This window comes from Anaerostipes rhamnosivorans (assembly GCF_005280655.1).
In the GTDB taxonomy this organism is placed as follows: domain Bacteria; phylum Bacillota; class Clostridia; order Lachnospirales; family Lachnospiraceae; genus Anaerostipes; species Anaerostipes rhamnosivorans.
This window is the reverse complement of the sequence record NZ_CP040058.1, coordinates 2,868,429-2,887,430: the sequence shown is the minus strand read 5'-3', so window position 1 is coordinate 2,887,430 and position 19,002 is coordinate 2,868,429. Positions and strand designations below refer to the sequence as shown.

General features: G+C 38.7%; 14 protein-coding genes. All 14 read left to right on the top strand.

Features of this window, described 5'->3' with window-relative positions; genetic code table 11:
- The first annotated feature begins 89 nt into the window (after nucleotides 1–89).
- The 14 genes from AR1Y2_RS14290 to AR1Y2_RS14225 all read left to right on the top strand — a co-directional run bounded on the left by AR1Y2_RS14290 (nucleotide 90) and on the right by AR1Y2_RS14225 (nucleotide 18,939).
- Nucleotides 90–1,034 (top strand): glycosyltransferase family 2 protein, encoded by a 945-nt coding sequence (locus AR1Y2_RS14290; RefSeq protein ID WP_137329581.1) that lies wholly within the window; start codon nucleotides 90–92, stop codon nucleotides 1,032–1,034.
- An 18-nt stretch (nucleotides 1,035–1,052) separates the two neighbouring features.
- Complete coding sequence (locus AR1Y2_RS14285) at nucleotides 1,053–3,098, top strand: glycosyltransferase family protein (protein WP_137329580.1); 2,046 nt, start codon at nucleotides 1,053–1,055, stop codon at nucleotides 3,096–3,098.
- A gap of 178 nt (nucleotides 3,099–3,276) precedes the next feature.
- Nucleotides 3,277–5,757 (top strand): glycosyltransferase, encoded by a 2,481-nt coding sequence (locus AR1Y2_RS14280; protein WP_175403669.1) that lies wholly within the window; start codon nucleotides 3,277–3,279, stop codon nucleotides 5,755–5,757.
- A 15-nt stretch (nucleotides 5,758–5,772) separates the two neighbouring features.
- Nucleotides 5,773–7,734, top strand: coding sequence for a glycosyltransferase (locus AR1Y2_RS14275; RefSeq protein ID WP_137329578.1), 1,962 nt, complete (start codon nucleotides 5,773–5,775; stop codon nucleotides 7,732–7,734).
- A gap of 217 nt (nucleotides 7,735–7,951) precedes the next feature.
- The gene (locus AR1Y2_RS14270) at nucleotides 7,952–8,728 is read left to right on the top strand and encodes an ABC transporter permease (protein WP_137329577.1); all 777 of its coding nucleotides are present in this window, start codon (nucleotides 7,952–7,954) and stop codon (nucleotides 8,726–8,728) included.
- Nucleotides 8,729–8,737: 9 nt separating this feature from the next.
- Nucleotides 8,738–9,481, top strand: coding sequence for an ABC transporter ATP-binding protein (locus AR1Y2_RS14265; RefSeq protein WP_137329576.1), 744 nt, complete (start codon nucleotides 8,738–8,740; stop codon nucleotides 9,479–9,481).
- A gap of 18 nt (nucleotides 9,482–9,499) precedes the next feature.
- Nucleotides 9,500–9,919 carry a glycerol-3-phosphate cytidylyltransferase gene (gene tagD / locus AR1Y2_RS14260; RefSeq protein WP_137329575.1) on the top strand — a complete coding sequence of 140 codons (420 nt, stop codon included), beginning with the start codon at nucleotides 9,500–9,502 and terminating at the stop codon, nucleotides 9,917–9,919.
- Between the two features lie 26 nt (nucleotides 9,920–9,945).
- Nucleotides 9,946–10,839: a UTP--glucose-1-phosphate uridylyltransferase GalU gene (galU, locus tag AR1Y2_RS14255; RefSeq protein WP_137329574.1), complete on the top strand. Its 894-nt coding sequence runs from the start codon at nucleotides 9,946–9,948 to the stop codon at nucleotides 10,837–10,839.
- Nucleotides 10,840–10,852: 13 nt separating this feature from the next.
- Complete coding sequence (locus tag AR1Y2_RS14250; protein WP_137329573.1) at nucleotides 10,853–12,019, top strand: CDP-glycerol glycerophosphotransferase family protein; 1,167 nt, start codon at nucleotides 10,853–10,855, stop codon at nucleotides 12,017–12,019.
- A 49-nt stretch (nucleotides 12,020–12,068) separates the two neighbouring features.
- On the top strand, nucleotides 12,069–13,691 hold the full coding sequence (locus AR1Y2_RS14245) for an LTA synthase family protein (protein WP_137329572.1): 1,623 nt from the start codon (nucleotides 12,069–12,071) through the stop codon (nucleotides 13,689–13,691).
- The gene (locus AR1Y2_RS14240) at nucleotides 13,676–14,419 is read left to right on the top strand and encodes an LTA synthase family protein (RefSeq protein WP_175403668.1); all 744 of its coding nucleotides are present in this window, start codon (nucleotides 13,676–13,678) and stop codon (nucleotides 14,417–14,419) included. Before AR1Y2_RS14245 ends, AR1Y2_RS14240 begins: the two co-directional genes overlap by 16 nt.
- A 12-nt stretch (nucleotides 14,420–14,431) precedes the next feature.
- Entirely contained in the window at nucleotides 14,432–15,367 is a 936-nt protein-coding gene (locus AR1Y2_RS14235; protein WP_137329570.1) for a glycosyltransferase family 2 protein, read from the top strand.
- Nucleotides 15,368–15,373: 6 nt separating this feature from the next.
- On the top strand, nucleotides 15,374–16,540 hold the full coding sequence (locus AR1Y2_RS14230; protein WP_137329569.1) for a CDP-glycerol glycerophosphotransferase family protein: 1,167 nt from the start codon (nucleotides 15,374–15,376) through the stop codon (nucleotides 16,538–16,540).
- A gap of 29 nt (nucleotides 16,541–16,569) precedes the next feature.
- Nucleotides 16,570–18,939, top strand: a complete 2,370-nt coding sequence (locus AR1Y2_RS14225; protein WP_175403667.1) for a bifunctional diguanylate cyclase/phosphodiesterase — start codon at nucleotides 16,570–16,572, stop codon at nucleotides 18,937–18,939.
- The last annotated feature ends 63 nt before the right edge of the window (nucleotides 18,940–19,002 follow it).

Here is a 19,002-nt window from a genome sequence, read left to right as displayed (position 1 = left end):
GAAAGAATATATGTTTTATGCTGTTCCAATAATTATGGGCAGCGGATTCAAAATATAGTTTGAGATCGGTGCTAAAGGAGGTTTGTATTATGAAATTATATATTGTAATCCCATGTTATAATGAACAAGAAGTTCTACCGGAAACATCATTAAGATTAAAACAAAAGATGACAGATTTAATCTCTAAACAGATGATTTCTGATAATAGTAAAGTAGTATTTGTGGATGATGGATCGAAAGATCAGACTTGGGAGATGATAGCGCAGTTACATGATCAGGATCCTATGTTTTCAGGGGTTAAATTGTCTTGTAATAAGGGACACCAGAATGCTCTTTTGGCAGGTCTAACGTCAGTTGCTGATTTAGCCGATGCAGTGATCTCAATGGATGCGGACCTGCAGGATGATATAAATGCTATTGATGGATTTATAAGCAAGTATAAACAAGGCTGTGATGTAGTATATGGGGTAAGAAGCAGCAGAGAGAAAGACACCTTCTTTAAACGGTTTACTGCGGAGGGCTTTTATAAGTTGATGTCATTCCTTGGGGTCGATATAGTATTTAATCACGCGGACTATCGCCTGTTAAGTTCAAGAGCATTACAGGGACTGCTGGAATTCAAAGAGGTAAACTTATTTTTACGCGGTATCGTGCCGATGGTTGGATATAAAAGTGATATTGTCACATATGAGAGGGCTGAAAGGTTTGCAGGTGAAAGTAAGTATCCTTTAAAGAAAATGATGTCATTTGCCTTTGAAGGTATTACATCCCTTAGCATAAAGCCAATTAGATTAATCTTTTCACTAGGAGTAGGAATCTTTTTAATCAGTATTGCAGCATTAATTTATAGTTTTGTAAGATACGTATCCAACAACACGGTAAGCGGCTGGACAAGTTTGATCATGTCAATTTGGCTTTTAAGCGGCATACAGTTAATGGCAATTGGAATCATTGGGGAGTATATTGGTAAAGTGTATCTGGAAACAAAGGAACGGCCTAAATTTATTGTAGAAGAATTTTTGAATACAAAATAGAAATCAGCGGGGCAGAAAATGAATCAAATACGAAAAGGATTATATTATTTTATCACAGGAGCAATGTTTGTTTTTGCAGCATATTTATTAATTACTTTTATTGGAGGATTGATCACAGACAGAAATATTAAAGTTGATCATACAATAGCTGTGTTTACATTTATATTTCTGTTATGTCTTCTCGGATGTGTAATTTATTGTATATGGAGCAGCAAAACCATACTTGAATCAAGAAAGACAATATATATCATTCTATGTTTGGTCATATTACTACAGGCAGCGGTTGTTCTTGTGTTGAAGACACAGCCAGTGAAGGATCTGCTCTTTTTGCATGATCAGGCAGTGCATCTACTGACTAATAAAAAAGTATCATTGACATATCACTGGGATTATTTCGCGAGATATCCCAACAACAATGCCTATTTATTGATCCTATCATATTTCTATAAGATCTGTGTTTGGTTGGGGGTTCCTGTAAGCAAGCTTATAATTGCCGGGAATCTGTTGAATATGTTTTTTATTGATGGGGCCATATATTTCGGATATTTGATATTAAAAAGTATTGAATCAAATAAAATAGGTAGATTTTTTTTGATGATATGTTTTCTGAATCCGGAAATATATTTATGGGTGCCGTTTTATTACACTCATACTTGTTCATTATTTATAACAGTAGTATCAGTCTATTTATGTTTACAAATATATAAGTACAGAGATAAAAAGTCTTATCTTTGGTATTCAGGTATTATCGCACTGGGGATACTGATATATTTTGGATATAAGATAAGGGCAACAAACTTTATAACCTTTATAGCCTTTATGATTTTTTGTTTTGTTTTTAATACGCAAAAGCAAAAGATAAATAAAAAGGTGATTACAAATGCGGTGAAAATCATTTTTTTATTTTGTGTTGGAATTGGTTTCACAGTATTGATCTACGGAAATGTTCAGTCAAAGCATATTGGCAGAAATCAAGATAAAGAATTGCCAGTTACCCATTGGGTTATGATGGGATCCCATGGCAAGGGAATGTTTGATATGGATGACCTGGAATTTACGAATTCCTTTTCTACTAAAAAAGAAAAAGAGCAAGCAAATATAACCAGAACAATAGAGAATTATAAGGAACTTGGGGTTTGGGGAACTTTAGATCTGTATGGAAGAAAGCTGAGAACAACCTGGGCAGTTGGTCATGATGATTATCCGAACCGGCTGTCAGTGTCATCTGATTATGTAAAGGCACATGATTGGATTATCGGCAGGCAGAGCACATTGTTAATACTTTATTGTTATGCATATCGTTTTTTGATGCTGCTATTAATATGTATACTGTGTCTGCGAATGATGAAGTCATTAGCTAAAGAATATTTCTTTTTTATCCTTATTTTACTTGGGGCAATGATTTTTCATTGTATATGGGAGGCTAATTCAAAGTATTCGTTATGTTTTATGGTAATCAATATGATGTTAATGACAAAAGGGTTTACTGTTTTGAGTACAGCACCAAAACTTAAAAATGATAATAGAAGATTAAAAATTCGATGTTTTTTTGTATTCAGTTTGCTTACTTTAATCAGTTCTGTCATTGTTATAAATAGCTCCAAAAGCTTCTACAGCATTGCTGCGGATCAGCAGGAAAGTACCGGGCCTATTCAGGTAGGTAAAGTGTATGGTGATCGGATAACGCAATCATTTGTAACAAAGACCAACTTTAATATGCTGAGGTTTGCTACTTATGATGTATATCCATCTAGCATTTTAGGGATAAGACTGTTGAATGAGAATAGAGAAGTCTTGGATTATCAAGTTTTGAAAAAGGAAGAATTACCAGAACATGAAAATATAATTATTGAATTCAAACACACAATAAAAAATAGTTCCAGAACTAAATATTATATTGAATTTATAAAGTTGGACCATTTAAAGAAAAGCGTGGGTATTTCCAATTATTATTCAGGCAACATTGATATTTTTCAGAATGGAAAGTGTTATCGAAACGGCAGAGAACTCCATAAAAGGGATTTGCGCTTTAAAGTATTTGAGGCAAAGAGCGGAACATTGTAATTTCTCTAAGATATGATATAATTTGAATTGTCTATATTGAAAAAGAACATGATATTGAAGCTGGAACAAATAATAAAAGCATCTAGATGTGATATTATTTAAAATTATAGGAAAGGAAGAGAATGATATTTAGCTTGGCTAAATATCATAAAAGAAAAATATGTTTTGGAAAAAAATCTTGAAAAAAGAGCAGACATACCCAGAATTTGAAAGCTTTATGCGGACAAACAATGAAACCCAGACCAGAAGCTGGTTTGTAAAATATTATGAGAATGAAAGAGTAGTTGAAAATAGGATTTTTTATGAATCATTTCAGGGGGCTGGCATGACTGACAGCCCTTACGCGTTTTTTTTGTATGTGCTTAAAGATAAAAGATATTCAGAATTTCAGCATATTTGGGCAGTGAAAGACCTTGAACATCCGTTAGTAAAGAAATATGAAAAAGAACAAAATATAAAGTTTGTAGAATATAATTCTGAGGAATACATTAAAGCTTTATGCGGATCCAAGTATTTGATATCCAACAATACCTTTCTTGAGTATTTTATAAAAAAAGATGATCAGGTTTATGTGAACACATGGCATGGAACTCCGATCAAGACTTTGGGAAAGGATATAAAAGGATCACTGGGACAGCATAGAAATTTACAGAGAAACCTTCTACACTGTGATTACTTTATAAATCCGAATAAGTATACAGCAGATATCCTGCTGAAATCGTGTGATGTCGATGGAGCATTTCCAGGTAAGGTCGCAGACATAGGATATCCGAGGGAAGACTGGATATTTAATACAGAAAAAGAACAATTAAAAGACAGGCTGGGAATTGAAAAAGATAAGAGGGCTGTTTTATATGCTCCAACATGGAGAGGTGAATTGGGAAATGTATCAAATATGTCCATGGATGTCCTTAAAAGGGTAGGAGAGTTAAAGGCAGGACTTCCAGATGACTGTGTATTGTTGCTTAAGCTGCATCATATGATGAATCGCTATTTAACTGAGGATTTAAAAAAGTTATCTATACCGGAGGATGTTGAGATAAATCAGGCTCTATCTATTACAGACGTCCTGATTACTGACTACTCCAGCGTCTTTTTTGATTATATGGTTACTGGAAAACCAATTCTTTTTTATGCTTATGATCTAGAGACATATGAAAACGATAGAGGCTTATATGTAGATATGAATAAATTGCCGGGACCGGTCTGCAGATCCACAAAGGAACTGATCGACGCTCTAGCAGATTGTGAAAGTATCAAAGAAAAATATAACGATACATACAATGCCTATTTAAAAGAATATTCTTATAATGATGATGGGAGAGCGTGTGAAAGATTAGCGGATCTCTTATTTCATGACAAGTATGATAAGGAAAAAGTGTACTCTGAAATGGATCAATCCAAGGCTAGGATCTTATCCTATGCAGGTGCTTTCATTAACAATGGGATCACAAATTCGATCATAAATTTATCAAGAAATATTGATTATTCTAAGTATGATATTTATCTGATCTTAGATAAGTATGATGATGCAAAACGCCATAATATCGAAAGATTAGATCCCAGGGTGAAAGTTTTCTATAAAATTGGGAATTATGGATTCTTACCCGAAGAGTACATGCCTTATCTGAGATTAATTTCAGATGGAATAGGAAAACAAGGCTGCAAACCAGAGGAGATTCCGGTAAAAGTATTTGAGAGAGAGAAGAAAAGATTATTTGGAAACTTGAATTTTCAACATGGAATTGATTATAGTGGCTATACGATGTCATGGGTATGCTTTTTTGCTTACGCAGGATTCCCTGATAAAATCATTTACCAGCATAATGATATGAAGCAGGAAATGAACAGAGTAGTAAATGGAAGAAAGCCGTTGGAACAGAGGCTCAAAACTATATTTACTGCCTATGACTGCTTTGACAAATTGGTTTCGGTTTCTGAAAGTGTGGAAGCCGCTAATAAAATAAGTCTCGCAGAGACAACAAAGACAGGACAGGACAAAACATTTATTGTGGAAAATACATTAGATCCTGCCAATATTAAAAATATGGCTGAAACAGGTTTTGAATACACGTATTCTGGAAAGAACTATTTTAGTGAGAACTATAATATTACAAAGAACAGATTTGAATTTGAAGGTGTGGAGATGCCGAAACCTGAGGATATTAATTTTGTCTGTATTGCACGGCTGTCATGGGAAAAAGGACAGAAGAAACTGATTCAGGCTTTTGAGAAGGTGAACAGCAGATTTTCTAATGTCAAATTATATTTAATCGGGGATGGGCCTCTGAGAATTGACATACAGAATGAAATCAGAAGACTAAATTTAGAAGACAACGTTGTTATGACAGGTCATGTAGCAAATCCATTTTATTTGCTGAATCACATGGATTGTTTTGTATTATCTTCTAATCATGAGGGGCAGGGTTTGGCAGTTTTGGAAGCAATGGTAGTCGGAAAGTACTGCATTTCTACTGATATCGACGGACCAAGAAGCTTTTTAAAGCCTCAATATGGTGAGTTGGTTGAAAATAGTGTGGACGGTTTGGCAAACGCTATGATATCTTTTGCAGAACACAAGAAAGTGCCAGAAGTATTTGATTATGATAATTACAACTACCAGGCCTTAACAGCTTTTTACAAAATGATCGAGGCCTAGTGAGGAGGAAGTTTGATGGATGAAAATCTGATTTTGGAAAAAGATCTCAGAAATAAATATCAAGAGAATGTCAAAAGAAAAGAGCAGTTTTCATATGGTGCAATGTATTCAAAGTCTGTAAATGATTTTGATATTGATGAGAATATGATTTTTTATGAGTCTGGATTTGGAAAGAATACAACTGCAGGCCCATATTCCATGTTCAGAACATTGTATCAAGATAAGAAATACAAAAAATTTACACATGTATGGTCATTGGAAGCGTTATCGGGAGATGTGTATAATGCATTTAAGCGAAAGAAAAATGTCAAATTCGTGATTCGGAAATCAAAAGAATATTTTGAGTACTTAGCTAAGGCTAAGTATGTTATTAATAACAGGCAAATGCCCTTTTATTATAGCAGAAGAGATGGTCAGTATTACATCAGATTAGTGCAGAAGTTTGATGATTTTATGTTTAAGAGCAGGTATTTCAGCATAAAAGAAATGAACTTTATCCGTAATTTATATCAGGCTTCTCATCTGGTATTTGACAATGAAACTATAAAAGAAAAGGTGATGTCAATTGAACAGTTTAAGGATACTTATACAGGAAATATTTTAGTACATGAGATAAAAAAGTGGGATGCCGTTCATGAGAAGCCTTCAGAATTTGCCCAAATTATAGGGGAGTCTGTTATTTTATCAAAGTGTCCTTCTGTATTTATAAAAAATGATGTGAGAAATAAAAGTAACATTTTATTGTATCCTGGGAAAATGAAACCAGGAGGTCTGACGAATTCTTTGATCAGCTTCTTGAATATGATCGACTACGATAAGAACAGAGTTTATTTAGTTGCCGATAAGACAGGGGAGCAGGAAGAGCAGGAACAATTTGAAAGAATCAATCCAAATGTTGTTGTTTTCGTTCGGTATGGTTCTTCAGGTTATCAGGAAGAAGAGTTTGTCCAGGTACAGAAAATAGACAAAACCGGATTTGAAAAGGGTTCAGGCAAAGAGGAACTTTTTAGTTTTTACCGCAGAGAATTAAAGCGCATTTGTGGCAGAGATACTTTTGAATGTGCAATAGATTTCAGTGGTTTTGAATTATTCTGGAGTTCACTGGTTGCTTTTTCAGATGCAAAAATGAAGTCCATCTTTCTGCATACAGATATGAAAAAAGAGGCTGAACGAATCTTGGAGACGGATGAGATCAAGGGAACACGATTGTTAAATCTTTTTTCACTTTATCCGTTATTTGAGAGAATTCTTGCTGTTTCATCAGGATGTATGGAAGTAAACAGGAATATCATAGATGAGGACACACAACAAAGATTAAATTTTATTCCTGACGGAGCTGATGCGTCAGAAATATTAAGTATGGCGGAAAGCAGGACACATGAGATTACGCTGGATGGGAATAAATATTCTGTAGTAGAAGAAAAAAATTCTGACCATAAAATCCACTTAAACGGATATAAAACAGTAGATAAAGATAAATATAATTTTATCTGTTTAGGAAAGTTATCAGAAGAAAAAAATTATGGTGCGATCCTCGAAGCATTCGCAGAGGCGAAGAAAGAAAACAAGAATATTGCATTATATATTGTAGGTGAAGGTGACGAACAAAAAAGTATTGAATCACAGATATCCAATTTAGGCCTAGAAAATGATGTGACTATGACAGGATATTTAAATAATCCTTATGTTCTGCTGAAACAATGTGACTGCCTAGTGATATTTTCAAGATATGAAGGATTTGGACTGCCTGTCCTAGAGGCAGCCATTCTCAATAAGAAAATTATTGCTTCTGATATCCCTGGAGTGAGAGACATTGTGGAGACATGTAATGGGACTCTGATCGACAGTAAACAAGAAGCCTTGGCAGCCGAATTAGTTCGAGCGGCAGAGCATGAAAATTCAGATGATCGAAATTTTGATTATGAAAAATATCATCAGGCTGTTGAAGATAAAATTTCAGAATTAATATTAATGTAAGGTAAATTGCCCATAAAATAGTATTTAAGACCTCTTTTCATTTTATTTATTATATATATTGAGTATAATTTATTATAAAAGGAAAAGAGGTTTTTTATGTCAGTGAAAATAGGACAAGCCAGCCAGTTATATCTGGAAAGTTTCCTTGAACATTGTAAACAGGAATAGTATAATATAAACAATATGATTAGAAATATTATACTTATGGAGAAACAAAATGAAAACCTATATTGAAAATTTTAAGAAATACCGATTTTTGCTTTACGAACTAGTTAAAAAAGGAGTGAAGCTAAAGTATCGCCGATCATATCTCGGTATTCTGTGGACGTTGCTTGAGCCCCTGCTCACTATGATCGTATTGAGCATTGTTTTTGGAACTTTATTTGGAAATAAAGATCCCCAATTCCCAGTATATATACTGACAGGCCGTTTAATGTATAGTTTTTTTTCTTCGGCTACCAGCGGCGCTATGAAAGCCATACGGACGAACGCAGGGATGATCAAAAAAGTTTATGTACCGAAATATATCTATCCTCTATCCAGTGTGTTATTTAATTACATTATTTTTGCAATTTCACTGATTGTACTGGTGGCAGTTGCCGTTGTATTAAAAGTGTATCCCACTGTATATATGCTGCAGGCAGTTGTTCCGTTGTTTTTATTGTTAGTAACGGCGTTCGGTGTCGGAATGATTCTATCAACTATGGCTGTTTTTTTCAGGGATCTTGAATATTTATGGTCTGTTGGTCTAATGATCGTTATGTATGCATCAGCAATCTTTTATTATCCTGAAAAAATATTAACCTCAGGTTTTGGATGGATACTAAAGTTTAATCCATTGTATTTGCTGATCCATAATTTCAGACAGGCTGTTTTTGGTATGCCTATGAATATGAGATATCTGGCAGCATCGATAGGATTTGCCATTGTCAGCGTCATTGTAGGGTTGGTATTCTTCTACAAAAAACAAGATGAATTCATTCTGCATATATAGGAGGTTGTCATGGCAAAGAAAAAAGAAGTATTAAAAGTAGAAAACGTCGGCATGAAATTTAATCTGAGTCAGGAAAAAGTTGACGATCTGAAGGATTATGTGATCAAGTTGTTAAAAAGGCAGATTTCATATAATGAATTCTGGGCTTTGAAAGATATTAATTTCTCTTTAAATAAGGGAGACCGGCTGGGGATCCTAGGTTTGAACGGTGCGGGCAAAAGTACTCTGCTGAAGGTAATAGCGGGAGTACTGAAAGCCACAGAAGGAACTGTTATGACAAAAGGAAAGATAGCACCTCTTTTGGAATTGGGAGCTGGTTTTGACCTGCAGTATACCGGGCGGGAGAACATATATCTCTATGGGGCAGTTCTAGGCTTTTCAAAGAAGTTCCTTGATGATAAATTAGATGAGATCATTGAATTTTCTGAGCTTGGAAAGTTTATCGATGTACCGGTCAAAAACTATTCATCAGGCATGAAGTCAAGACTAGGATTCTCGGTTGCGACTTTAGTTGAACCAGATATCTTAATCTTAGATGAGGTCTTGTCAGTTGGGGATGCAAAATTCCGTAAAAAGAGTGAGGCCAAAATCATGAGTATGTTTGACAAAGGAGTAACAGTACTATTTGTCTCACATTCATTGGAACAGGTACAGCGGCTGTGCAACAAAGCAATTCTTTTGGAACAGGGAAGGATCATTGCGGAAGGCGGCATAGATGAAGTAAGTGCAATATATGATGAGAAAACAAAGTAAAACACATGGAGGTACACAATGAAAAAGGTTATAACTTATGGGACTTATGATTTGCTGCATGCGGGGCATATTAACTTATTAAGAAGAGCAAAAGAATTAGGAGACTATTTAATAGTAGTTCTTTCTACCGATGAGTTCAACTGGGATGAAAAACAGAAAAAATGCTATTTTAGCTATGAAGAAAGGAAGAAACTTCTGGAAGCGATCCGTTATGTGGATCTTGTGATTCCGGAAAACAATTGGGAGCAGAAAGTATCTGATGTCCAGGAATATCATGTGGATACTTTTGTCATGGGAAACGACTGGGAAGGTAAATTTGATTTCTTAAAGGAGTACTGTGATGTTGTATATCTTCCGAGAACTGAGGGAATCTCTACCACGAAAATTAAACAAGATTTAGGTTTAGGGGGAAAAAGCAAAGCAGAAGATACTGAGTAAATGAAAAGGTGCACAGGAGGTTTTGTATGAACACACAAAAGGTGAGAAAGGCTGTAATACCTGCAGCAGGACTGGGAACAAGGTTTTTGCCGGCAACCAAAGCGATTCCGAAAGAAATGTTGCCGATTGTCGATGTGCCTACGGTTCAATATATTGTTGAAGAGGCCGTAGCCAGCGGAATAGAGGAAATTTTGATCATTACAAACTCAAATAAACATTGCATGGAAAATCATTTTGATAAGGCATATGAGCTTGAGGAACGCCTGGCAGAATCAGGGAAAATGGAACAGGTGAAGATGATCAATGATATTTCAAATCTGGCTAACATTTATTATGTGCGTCAGAAGGAGCCAAAAGGCCTGGGACATGCCGTACTGTGTGCAAAATCATTTATTGGAAATGAACCATTCGCGGTTCTTCTCGGGGATGATGTGGTGATCAATAAAGGCGGACAGCCAGCTCTTGGGCAGCTTGTAGGAGCGTACAACAAACATCACGCATCAGTTGTAGGTGTGCAGACAGTGGCAGAGGATCAAGTGAGCAAGTATGGAATTGTGGCTCCAAATAAAAATGTTCCTGCAGACGGACGAGCTGTAAAGCTTGATAATATGGTGGAGAAACCAAAGCAGAAAGATGCCCCGAGCCGTATGGCTGTGCTTGGACGGTATGTCTTGACTCCAGAGATTTTTGAACTGCTGGAAAGCCAGGGAGCCGGTGCAGGCGGGGAGATCCAGTTGACAGATGCTATCTGCCGGCTGATCGATACACAGGCAGTTTATGCATATGACTTTGAGGGTATCCGTTATGATGTGGGTGATAAGTTTGGTTTTATTAAAGCAACAATAGACTTCGCCTTAGAACGCCCGGAATTACATGATCAGGTTGCCGCTTATCTCAAAGAGATCAGCGCAAATTTATAAGGATATAAGAACCATGAAACAAAAAATAAAGAAAATAATAACAAAGCTGTATAAAAAATTTACCTATGCAATACCTACGAGCAAAAAAATTATACTATTTCAAAGCAGCAACGGAAGAAATTATTCTGGAAATCCAAGATATATATATGAAGAGATGGTGCGTCAGGGGCTGGATAAAGAGTATACTCTAGTCTGGTTCTTGTTTGATACCACGATCGAGATCCCGGGCCGCTGCAAAAAAATAAGAAATAATTATGTTCCATATTTCTGGTATCTGATGAGGGCCGGAGTCTGGGTATTTGACAGCCGGCAGCCTATGTATATGAGGAAAAAAGATTCCTGTATGTATATTCAGACATGGCATGGAACACCCCTTAAAAAACTTGCTCTGGACATGGATAAGATGGATATGGGCGGAAGCCAGAATATCGAAGGCTACCATAATAAATTTCGCAGGGCCACGGCTCTTTGGGATTATCTCATCTCACAGAATCCGTTTTCCACGGAGATATTTAAAAGTTGTTTTGCTTTTGAAGATAAACCTATCCTGGAAATCGGATATCCAAGAAATGATATTTTGATCAACGATGACAATACGGAAGCCATTCAGAAAATGAGGCAGAAGCTGGGTCTTCCTCTGGATAAGAAGATTATCTTATATGCTCCTACATGGAGAGACAATGAGTTCCACTCTAAAGGTAAATATAAGTTTGCATCAAAGCTGGATTTTGATAAGGCCAGAGAAGCACTGGGAGATGAGTATGTATTTATCGTAAAATACCATTATCTCGTCTCAGAGTCCATTGACTGGAGCCCATACAAGGGATTTGTCTACACGTTTGATGAGACAAAGGATATTGCATGGCTTTATCTGGTGTCTGACCTTCTTATCACGGACTATTCTTCTGTAATGTTTGATTACAGTATTTTAAGACGTCCGATGTTTTTCTTTGCCTATGATCTGGAGGATTATAAAGATAATTTAAGAGGATTCTATTTTGATTTTGTCAATGAAGTACCGGGGCCTATTTCAAGGGATACGGACCAGCTGATCGAAGACATCCTCACTTATGATCCAGTACAGTGGAAAGACAAATACGATGCTTATCACGAGAAATTTAACTGCAGGGATGATGGAAAAGCGGCAGATAAGATCGTGAAAAAGATTACAGGACAATAAAAAAGAAGAGGAAACTCTTCTTTTTTATCTATATGAAAGGTTTAACAGCATGTTAACGAGAAAAAACGAGAAGAAGAAGCATATCTTCCAATGGATCGGATTGGCTGTCATTATACTATACTTTATTTTTGCGGCATTCCAGTACAAGATTTTTCAGGGAGATATATTTAAGGCGTACAAGATTGACTCGCCGGAGACGGAAGTAGTTTGTGACGGCTGGGAGAAGAAGCTAGAGTTTACGGCAGCACAGAGAGAACTGAAGTATTTTGAGATGACCTATCTGAACCCGAAAGGGGACACGGCTCAGGGACATGTCCAGGCTGAGATCAAAGATTCATCCGGGAAAAGTGTGTGGAAGAAAGATTTTCCAGCCTCTGAGATGAGAAAAGGGATCTATGCCAGAGGGATTCAGGGAACGGTCTACGATGTGAATAAAAAGCTTAAAAAGGGTGAGAGCTATAATCTCAGCTTAAAAGCCGTCGATATGCCAAAAGAACAGAACATCACAGCCAGGAGACCGGATCTCACTATGCATTATTATGGGTTTAATATCATCAAGTTTTGTATGCTCCTGGGAGCAATCTTGATGTTGGCGGTTCTTCTGTGGATCCCAAATAAGTTCAATGAAAAATGGAATCTTTACCTGAGCAGGGCTATGTTTGCTGTTACGCCGGTGCTGGCGTTTGTTCTGCTGGAACGGTTTAATCAGACCAGTATACGGAATCTTGGTGTTTTTAAGAGCAGCGTCAATCTGCTGGTCTATATTCTTTTGCTGGCATTTTTCTTTTTGATCACGAACCGGACAAAGATTGCTTCTTTTCTGACGATCATTACAGTGTCTTTGCTGGGGCTGGCTAATTACTTTGTAGTTTCTTTCCGGGGAATTGATCTCATGCCAATTGATTTTACTTCGATCCGGACAGCTGCCAATGTGGCAGCAGGTTATGAGTACAGCATCAACACGGCGATTCTGTGGAATGGAGTCCTGATCCTTGGATTTCTGATCGTTTTATTCCGGCTGAAGGCAGGAAAAGGGCTGAAAAAGAAACAGAGATTGATACCGGCAGCGGTATTTGCGGGAATGCTGCTGGTGAATATCAGTGTGTTCAGCAATACCCAGCGTCTGAGGGAATGGGGGATCAAGATCAAGCTGTTTAACCCATCTGTGAGCTGTAAGAGAAACGGCTATGCGGCGATTTTTACAGCCAGCCTTAAGTTCTTAGTGGCAGAAAAGCCGGAAGGCTACTCGGAGGAAAAAGTGGAGCAGATCATGAAGCCTTATGTGAAAAAGGCTGAGGAGGAGAACCGGAATATCAATGTATCCGGGAAAAAGACGACAAAACAGACTCCGAATGTCATTGCAGTCATGAATGAGTCCTTCTCTGATCTGTCGGTTCTCGGAGATTTTAAGACCAATCAGGATTATATGCCGTTCTATCACAGCCTGAAGAAAAATACAATCAAAGGAAACATGTACATGTCAAGCTTTGGAGGTCAGACAGCCAACTCTGAGTTTGAGTTTCTGACGGGCAGTTCCATGGCGTTTCTTCCGGGGGGATCTGTAGCATACCAGTATCAGGTAAAGGATGAGCTGGGAAGCCTTACCACCACTTTGAAGGAACAGCATATCTGGCCAGCGGCTATAACAGGGAGGTTGTGTATCCGCTGCTAGGATTCAGCGATTTCCTTTCCGATGTGGACTTTAAAGAACCGGAGATGCTGAGAAGATTTATCTCTGATAAAGAAAACTACAAAAAAGTGATTGAAGAGTATGAGAAGGCAAAAGAAAAGGACAGTACTCCTTATTATATGTTTAATGTGACTGTGCAGAATCATGGGGGATATGACAAAGGATATACGAATTTTAACCAAAAGATTCATATCACCGACGGAAAAGGCGATGAGATTGCAGACCGTTATCTCAGTCTTGTGAAAGAATCAGACTCTGCCTTTGAATACTTGGTCCGTTATTTTGAAAAGGTAAAAGAACCCACAGTGATCGTCATGTTCGGAGACCACCAGCCAAGCCTGGATGTTGAATTCTATAATAAAGTAAACAATGGCAGTGCACAGAGAAAACAAAAGGTACCGTTTGTCATTTGGGCTAACTACGACATTAAAGAACAGACAGTCAATGATATCAGCCCTAATTATCTGGGAGCCTTCCTTGTGAATACTTTGAACCTGGATGAGACACCATATGAAAAGTACTTGCTAAAACTGCACAAAAAGTATCCGGTCGTCACATCCCATGTGTATATGGATGCCAATAGGCAGCTGCACACAATTGACACTTTGGACGATCTGCCGGAGGATTTAAAACAGTACTGGATGGTTCAGTACTATCATTTATTTGCAAAGGATAAAAGAGATGATTCTTTATTTTTCCTGAAGGAGTAGGAGGGCAGGGCTATGGTTACAATTCTATTAGCAACTTATAATGGAGAGGATTATTTGAAGGCTCAATTAGAATCCATTGCTTCCCAGACATATGGAAACTGGAGACTTGTCACAGGCGATGACGGATCCTGTGACGGGACTCTGGGCATCTTGGAGGACTTTAAGACACGTTATCCGGACCAGGTGAAGATCTTAAAAAATGAACCGGCTGCCGGAGGCGCCAAAAACAACTTTATCAATCTTCTGAGAAATGCCCACGGTCCATATTTTATGTTCTGTGATCAGGATGATGTTTGGAAAAGAGATAAGATCTATGAGACATTAAAAAAAATGGAGGCTCTGGAGGAACGGTACGGAAAGGAAACACCGATCCTCGTGCATACGGACCTGTCTGTAGTGGACGAAAATCTGGAGATGATCGCTGAGTCCTTTTTCCAATATGCCAACATTCCCAAAAGAATTGCGTTAAATCAGCTGATCGTACAAAATTCTGTTACCGGCTGCACCGCTATGATCAACCGGGCTCTTCAGAAGTATTTTTTGCAGCCGCTGCCTATGGGAAAGATCCTGATGCATGACTACTGGGCGGCGCTGATCGCAAAAATTTTCGGAAGGATTGGTTTTGTCAATGAACCAACTATGTATTACAGGCAGCATGGTAATAATTCTGTAGGGGCAAAGAATTCCAAGAATCCGGTATTTTTGATGCAGAGGCTGAAAGAAGGTAAGGAGTCCTACCGGAAACAGATGATCAAGTCCATGGAACAGATCCAGGGATTTGTTGAAACCTATGGGGAAGAGATAAAAGGCCTGGATGACTATAATCTGTTGAATACTTACGGGAACCTGTATTATAAAGGGAAGATGCGCAGATTGTTTTTCTACAAGAATCACCAGGTACTCAAGGAAGGGAATATACGGAAACTGATGCAGTGGCTGTGGGGTTAAGATAAAATGAAAAGTGGCATAAAACTTATATTAAAATATATGGTCATGTACTTGTCATGCCTGGCACCCAGAAGCAGGAAGATCTGGGTGTTCGGGGCATGGCTGGGGCAGCAGTTTGCCGATAATCCAAAATATCTTTTTATTGAGGCAAACCAGATGAAAGGAATCCGTCCGGTCTGGATCACAAAAAATCCTGAGGTTGTCAGGGAAGTGAGAGGGCTTGGATATGAGGCATATCTGTTTTCCAGTGGAAAGGGTATCCTCTGCCAGCTGAGAGCAAAATATGCGGTGATGTGCAACGGGATCAGTGATCTGAATCACACGTTTTTGGGGAGAGCGATTTTCTTAAATGTATGGCATGGAGTTCCACTAAAAAAGATTGGCTATGATGATACAAAGGGGAAGAACTGGGACAGCAGGGGACAGAAGATTCGCAGGAGCATACAGCAGTTTCCCCTGGGAAGAGAATATGTGGTGGCTACCAGTGATACATTTGCCAAAATCTATAGAAGTGCTTTCCGCCGTCCGCCAGAGCAGATTTTGACCTATGGGCAGCCGAGGAATGATATATTTTATGACAGGGATCAGATTTTTCCGGTAAATAAAAAGCTGAAGGAACGTCTAGAGGGGCACAAAGTGGTTCTGTACGCTCCCACCCATCGTCTGGAGGGAAGGATACCTTTTCCTCTAAAGGAGAATTTTGATTTAAAAAGATTGGATGAATTCTGCCGTGACAATCATATACTGTTTATTATACGTAGGCATTTCTATCATTTCCAGGAAGAACTTGATCTGTCCGGCTATTCCAACATTTTGGATATGACGAGGGAATCCTTGGATATCCAAGAACTTTTGATGGGAACAGACTTGCTGGTCACGGATTATTCGAGCACTTACATTGATTATTTACTGTTGGACCGGCCTGTTATTTTCTATGATTTTGACTACGACAGTTATATTGAAAAAGACAGAGAGATGTATTTTCCATATGAGAAGGTGACGCCTGGAATCAAAGCCGAAACGTTTGATGAACTGATGGAAGGGATGAGGCAGGTTTTCTCCGGAACTGATATGTTTGCAGAAGACAGACAAAGGGTCAGGAACCTTTTTTATTGTGAAAAAGGACAAAAATCGGTAGGAGAAGAGCTTCTTGAAAAAATGAAGCTTCTGTAGATACAGCGAATTATATGGTGGGAGTACGAATGACGGAAATGAGAAAGAAAGTAAAAAATAAGGACCGCACGAGGGTTCAGAAGTACAACCGTTCAGCTATGGCTGTATGTGTTGTTGTTTTTGCTGTGATTCTTTTTGTGTCAGTGTATACCAGCTATACGGCCAATAAAAAAGCATACATAAACGGTTTGGAGCAGCAGATTGAGATGGTCAGCGGGGAGATTGAAAAGAGTATCAGGACCCGGGGAAAAAATGCTTTATTTATCAGTAAAGAGGAAAACATCTTAAGGCTGCTCAGCACAGGAGAGCAGGAGTACGGACAGAAGGCGGAGACTGACATATGGAAGTCCGTAGGCCAGGATCAGGACTTTTACGGGATCAGCCTGCAGGATACAAAAGGGAACTTTTATCTCTCAGGACAGAACATGAAATTATGCAACCAGCTGGTCAAAAAAGAAGTAGATACCAAGCAATTGAAAGAGAGCCGCAAGGCCTACCGGATCACCATCTGTGACGATGGAAATATGCCTTTGATCATCATATCGTCACAGGTGAAAGGAAAAGACGAAAAGCCAAGTGGATATCTGCATTTAATCTATACCTATAAAATGCTGGCGCTGCCTAATGATATGAAAGACAGGGAAGGGTATCTCGTGCGCCTGCCCTCCTGGGAGATGGTCTATTATAATGACAAAGAAGGAAAGATCAAAGTGGGTTCCCAGATTGATTCCAGGAAGAAATTTATCAAGACTGCGGAAGAAGTTTTGAAACGCAATAACCATATCTTCACTTACAAGAGCAGCGACGGGGAAAATATGCTGGCCAGTGTATATATAAATGAGGAGTTTCCGTTCGCATTTATCCTGTCCATCAGCGCAAATGACATGGTGGAGACGATCACTCCGTATACAGTGGCTCAAGGGATGATCTCTATCGGGCTGTTGCTCATATTGATTGCCATGCTGCTTTTATTTTCTCGAAGGCTTACAAAACCAGTCAGTGAAATGATCGATATATGCGGACGGATGGCGGAGGGGGATGAGACGGCTGCCTTCGAGCCTCAGGGAGACAAAGAGCTTGACCGCCTGGCCTCTGCATTTAACAATTACAGGGCTAAGATTGAGCAGGCAGCGTACATAGATCCGGTTCTTAAGGTTGGCAACCGGGCAAAAGCACTTGTGGACATGAATTTACGAATCTCAGATTTCCCTGATGAAAGGTTTTATGTATTTATGATCGACCTGAAAAATTTCAGCCGGTATAATGAAATCTTTTCTGTGGAGATCGGGGACAGGATTTTGATGTCTGTTGCCCAGAAACTATCAAAGATCTTTGGAAGGCATTTGTACCGCATTAGTGGAGATATATTTCTTGGCCTGATCCCTTGCCAGTATACCCTGGGTGTCACTGCTGAGAATATTTATAACAGAATCTGCGGAAGCTTTGTCCTTCATGGGATTGAGTTGGATGTGAATTATTATATGGGGGCCTGCAGCTATCCGGAGCACGGAAAAGAAGCAGCTGAACTGCTGGAAAAGGTACAGAGCGCAGCCAGGTACGCCAAGACATCGGTTCCGCAGAAGAATGTTGTCATATACAGCAAAAGGCTCACAGAGGAAGTGAGAGAAGAAGAGAAGATTGCAGCCATGCTCAGGAAGAGCCTAAGAGACGGAACATTGGAAATGTGGTATCAGCCGATCATTGATCCGTTTAAGGAGGAGATTCATTCAGCTGAAATGCTGCTGAGGCTTAAGAATGAACAGGGGAACTACTTTCCGCCACAGAGAGTTGTGGAGGTGGCAGAGCGTTTCAGTATGATGGATGAGATCGGAGATTATATTTTAAAAGAAGCGTGTGTCACATTAAAGATGTTGGAAGCAGTGCCGAACCATATTGGAAACCTGCATATCAATGCCTCCGTTCAGCAGCTGGCCGGAAAGGATTATGACAAAAAAATCCTCAGGTATCTGGAGGAGCAGCAGGTAGATCCCGGAAAGATCTCCATGGAGGTGACAGAGAGTATCCTGATACAAAATATTGATGAGACCGCGGCAGTGCTATCCAATCTGAAGAATGCAGGGATCAAGGTTGCACTGGATGACTTCGGTACTGGGTATAGCAGCATCCTTTATCTCTCCTCGCTGGCTCTCGATACACTGAAATTGGATATGAAGCTGGTCAACCAGGTAAATCAGGGCAGACAACAGATGGAATTTCTAAAGACCGTCATACAGCTGGCAAAGATTAAGCATCTGGTGGTGGTGGCCGAAGGGGTGGAAGATGAGAAGACCCTGGAGAAAATCAAGTGGTGTGGGGCAGATTATATACAGGGATACTATTATTCCAGACCTATTCCAAGAACAAAATTTATCGAATTTATAAAATTGTATGAAAATTAAAATGAGACAGTAAAGAACTGGTTCTCCCTTAGAAGATAAGGGGGGATTAGTTCTTTTTTTGTT

Bases quoted from the DNA above. Each gene is read 5' to 3' on its own strand.
- AR1Y2_RS14290 (WP_137329581.1), top strand. From the start codon at position 90: ATGAAATTATATATTGTAATCCCATGTTATAATGAACAAGAAGTTCTA.
- AR1Y2_RS14285 (WP_137329580.1), top strand. From the start codon at position 1,053: ATGAATCAAATACGAAAAGGATTATATTATTTTATCACAGGAGCAATG.
- AR1Y2_RS14275 (WP_137329578.1), top strand. From the start codon at position 5,773: ATGGATGAAAATCTGATTTTGGAAAAAGATCTCAGAAATAAATATCAA.
- AR1Y2_RS14270 (WP_137329577.1), top strand. From the start codon at position 7,952: ATGAAAACCTATATTGAAAATTTTAAGAAATACCGATTTTTGCTTTAC.
- AR1Y2_RS14265 (WP_137329576.1), top strand. From the start codon at position 8,738: ATGGCAAAGAAAAAAGAAGTATTAAAAGTAGAAAACGTCGGCATGAAA.
- tagD (WP_137329575.1), top strand. From the start codon at position 9,500: ATGAAAAAGGTTATAACTTATGGGACTTATGATTTGCTGCATGCGGGG.
- galU (WP_137329574.1), top strand. From the start codon at position 9,946: ATGAACACACAAAAGGTGAGAAAGGCTGTAATACCTGCAGCAGGACTG.
- AR1Y2_RS14250 (WP_137329573.1), top strand. From the start codon at position 10,853: ATGAAACAAAAAATAAAGAAAATAATAACAAAGCTGTATAAAAAATTT.
- AR1Y2_RS14245 (WP_137329572.1), top strand. From the start codon at position 12,069: ATGTTAACGAGAAAAAACGAGAAGAAGAAGCATATCTTCCAATGGATC.
- AR1Y2_RS14235 (WP_137329570.1), top strand. From the start codon at position 14,432: ATGGTTACAATTCTATTAGCAACTTATAATGGAGAGGATTATTTGAAG.
- AR1Y2_RS14230 (WP_137329569.1), top strand. From the start codon at position 15,374: ATGAAAAGTGGCATAAAACTTATATTAAAATATATGGTCATGTACTTG.
- AR1Y2_RS14225 (WP_175403667.1), top strand. From the start codon at position 16,570: ATGACGGAAATGAGAAAGAAAGTAAAAAATAAGGACCGCACGAGGGTT.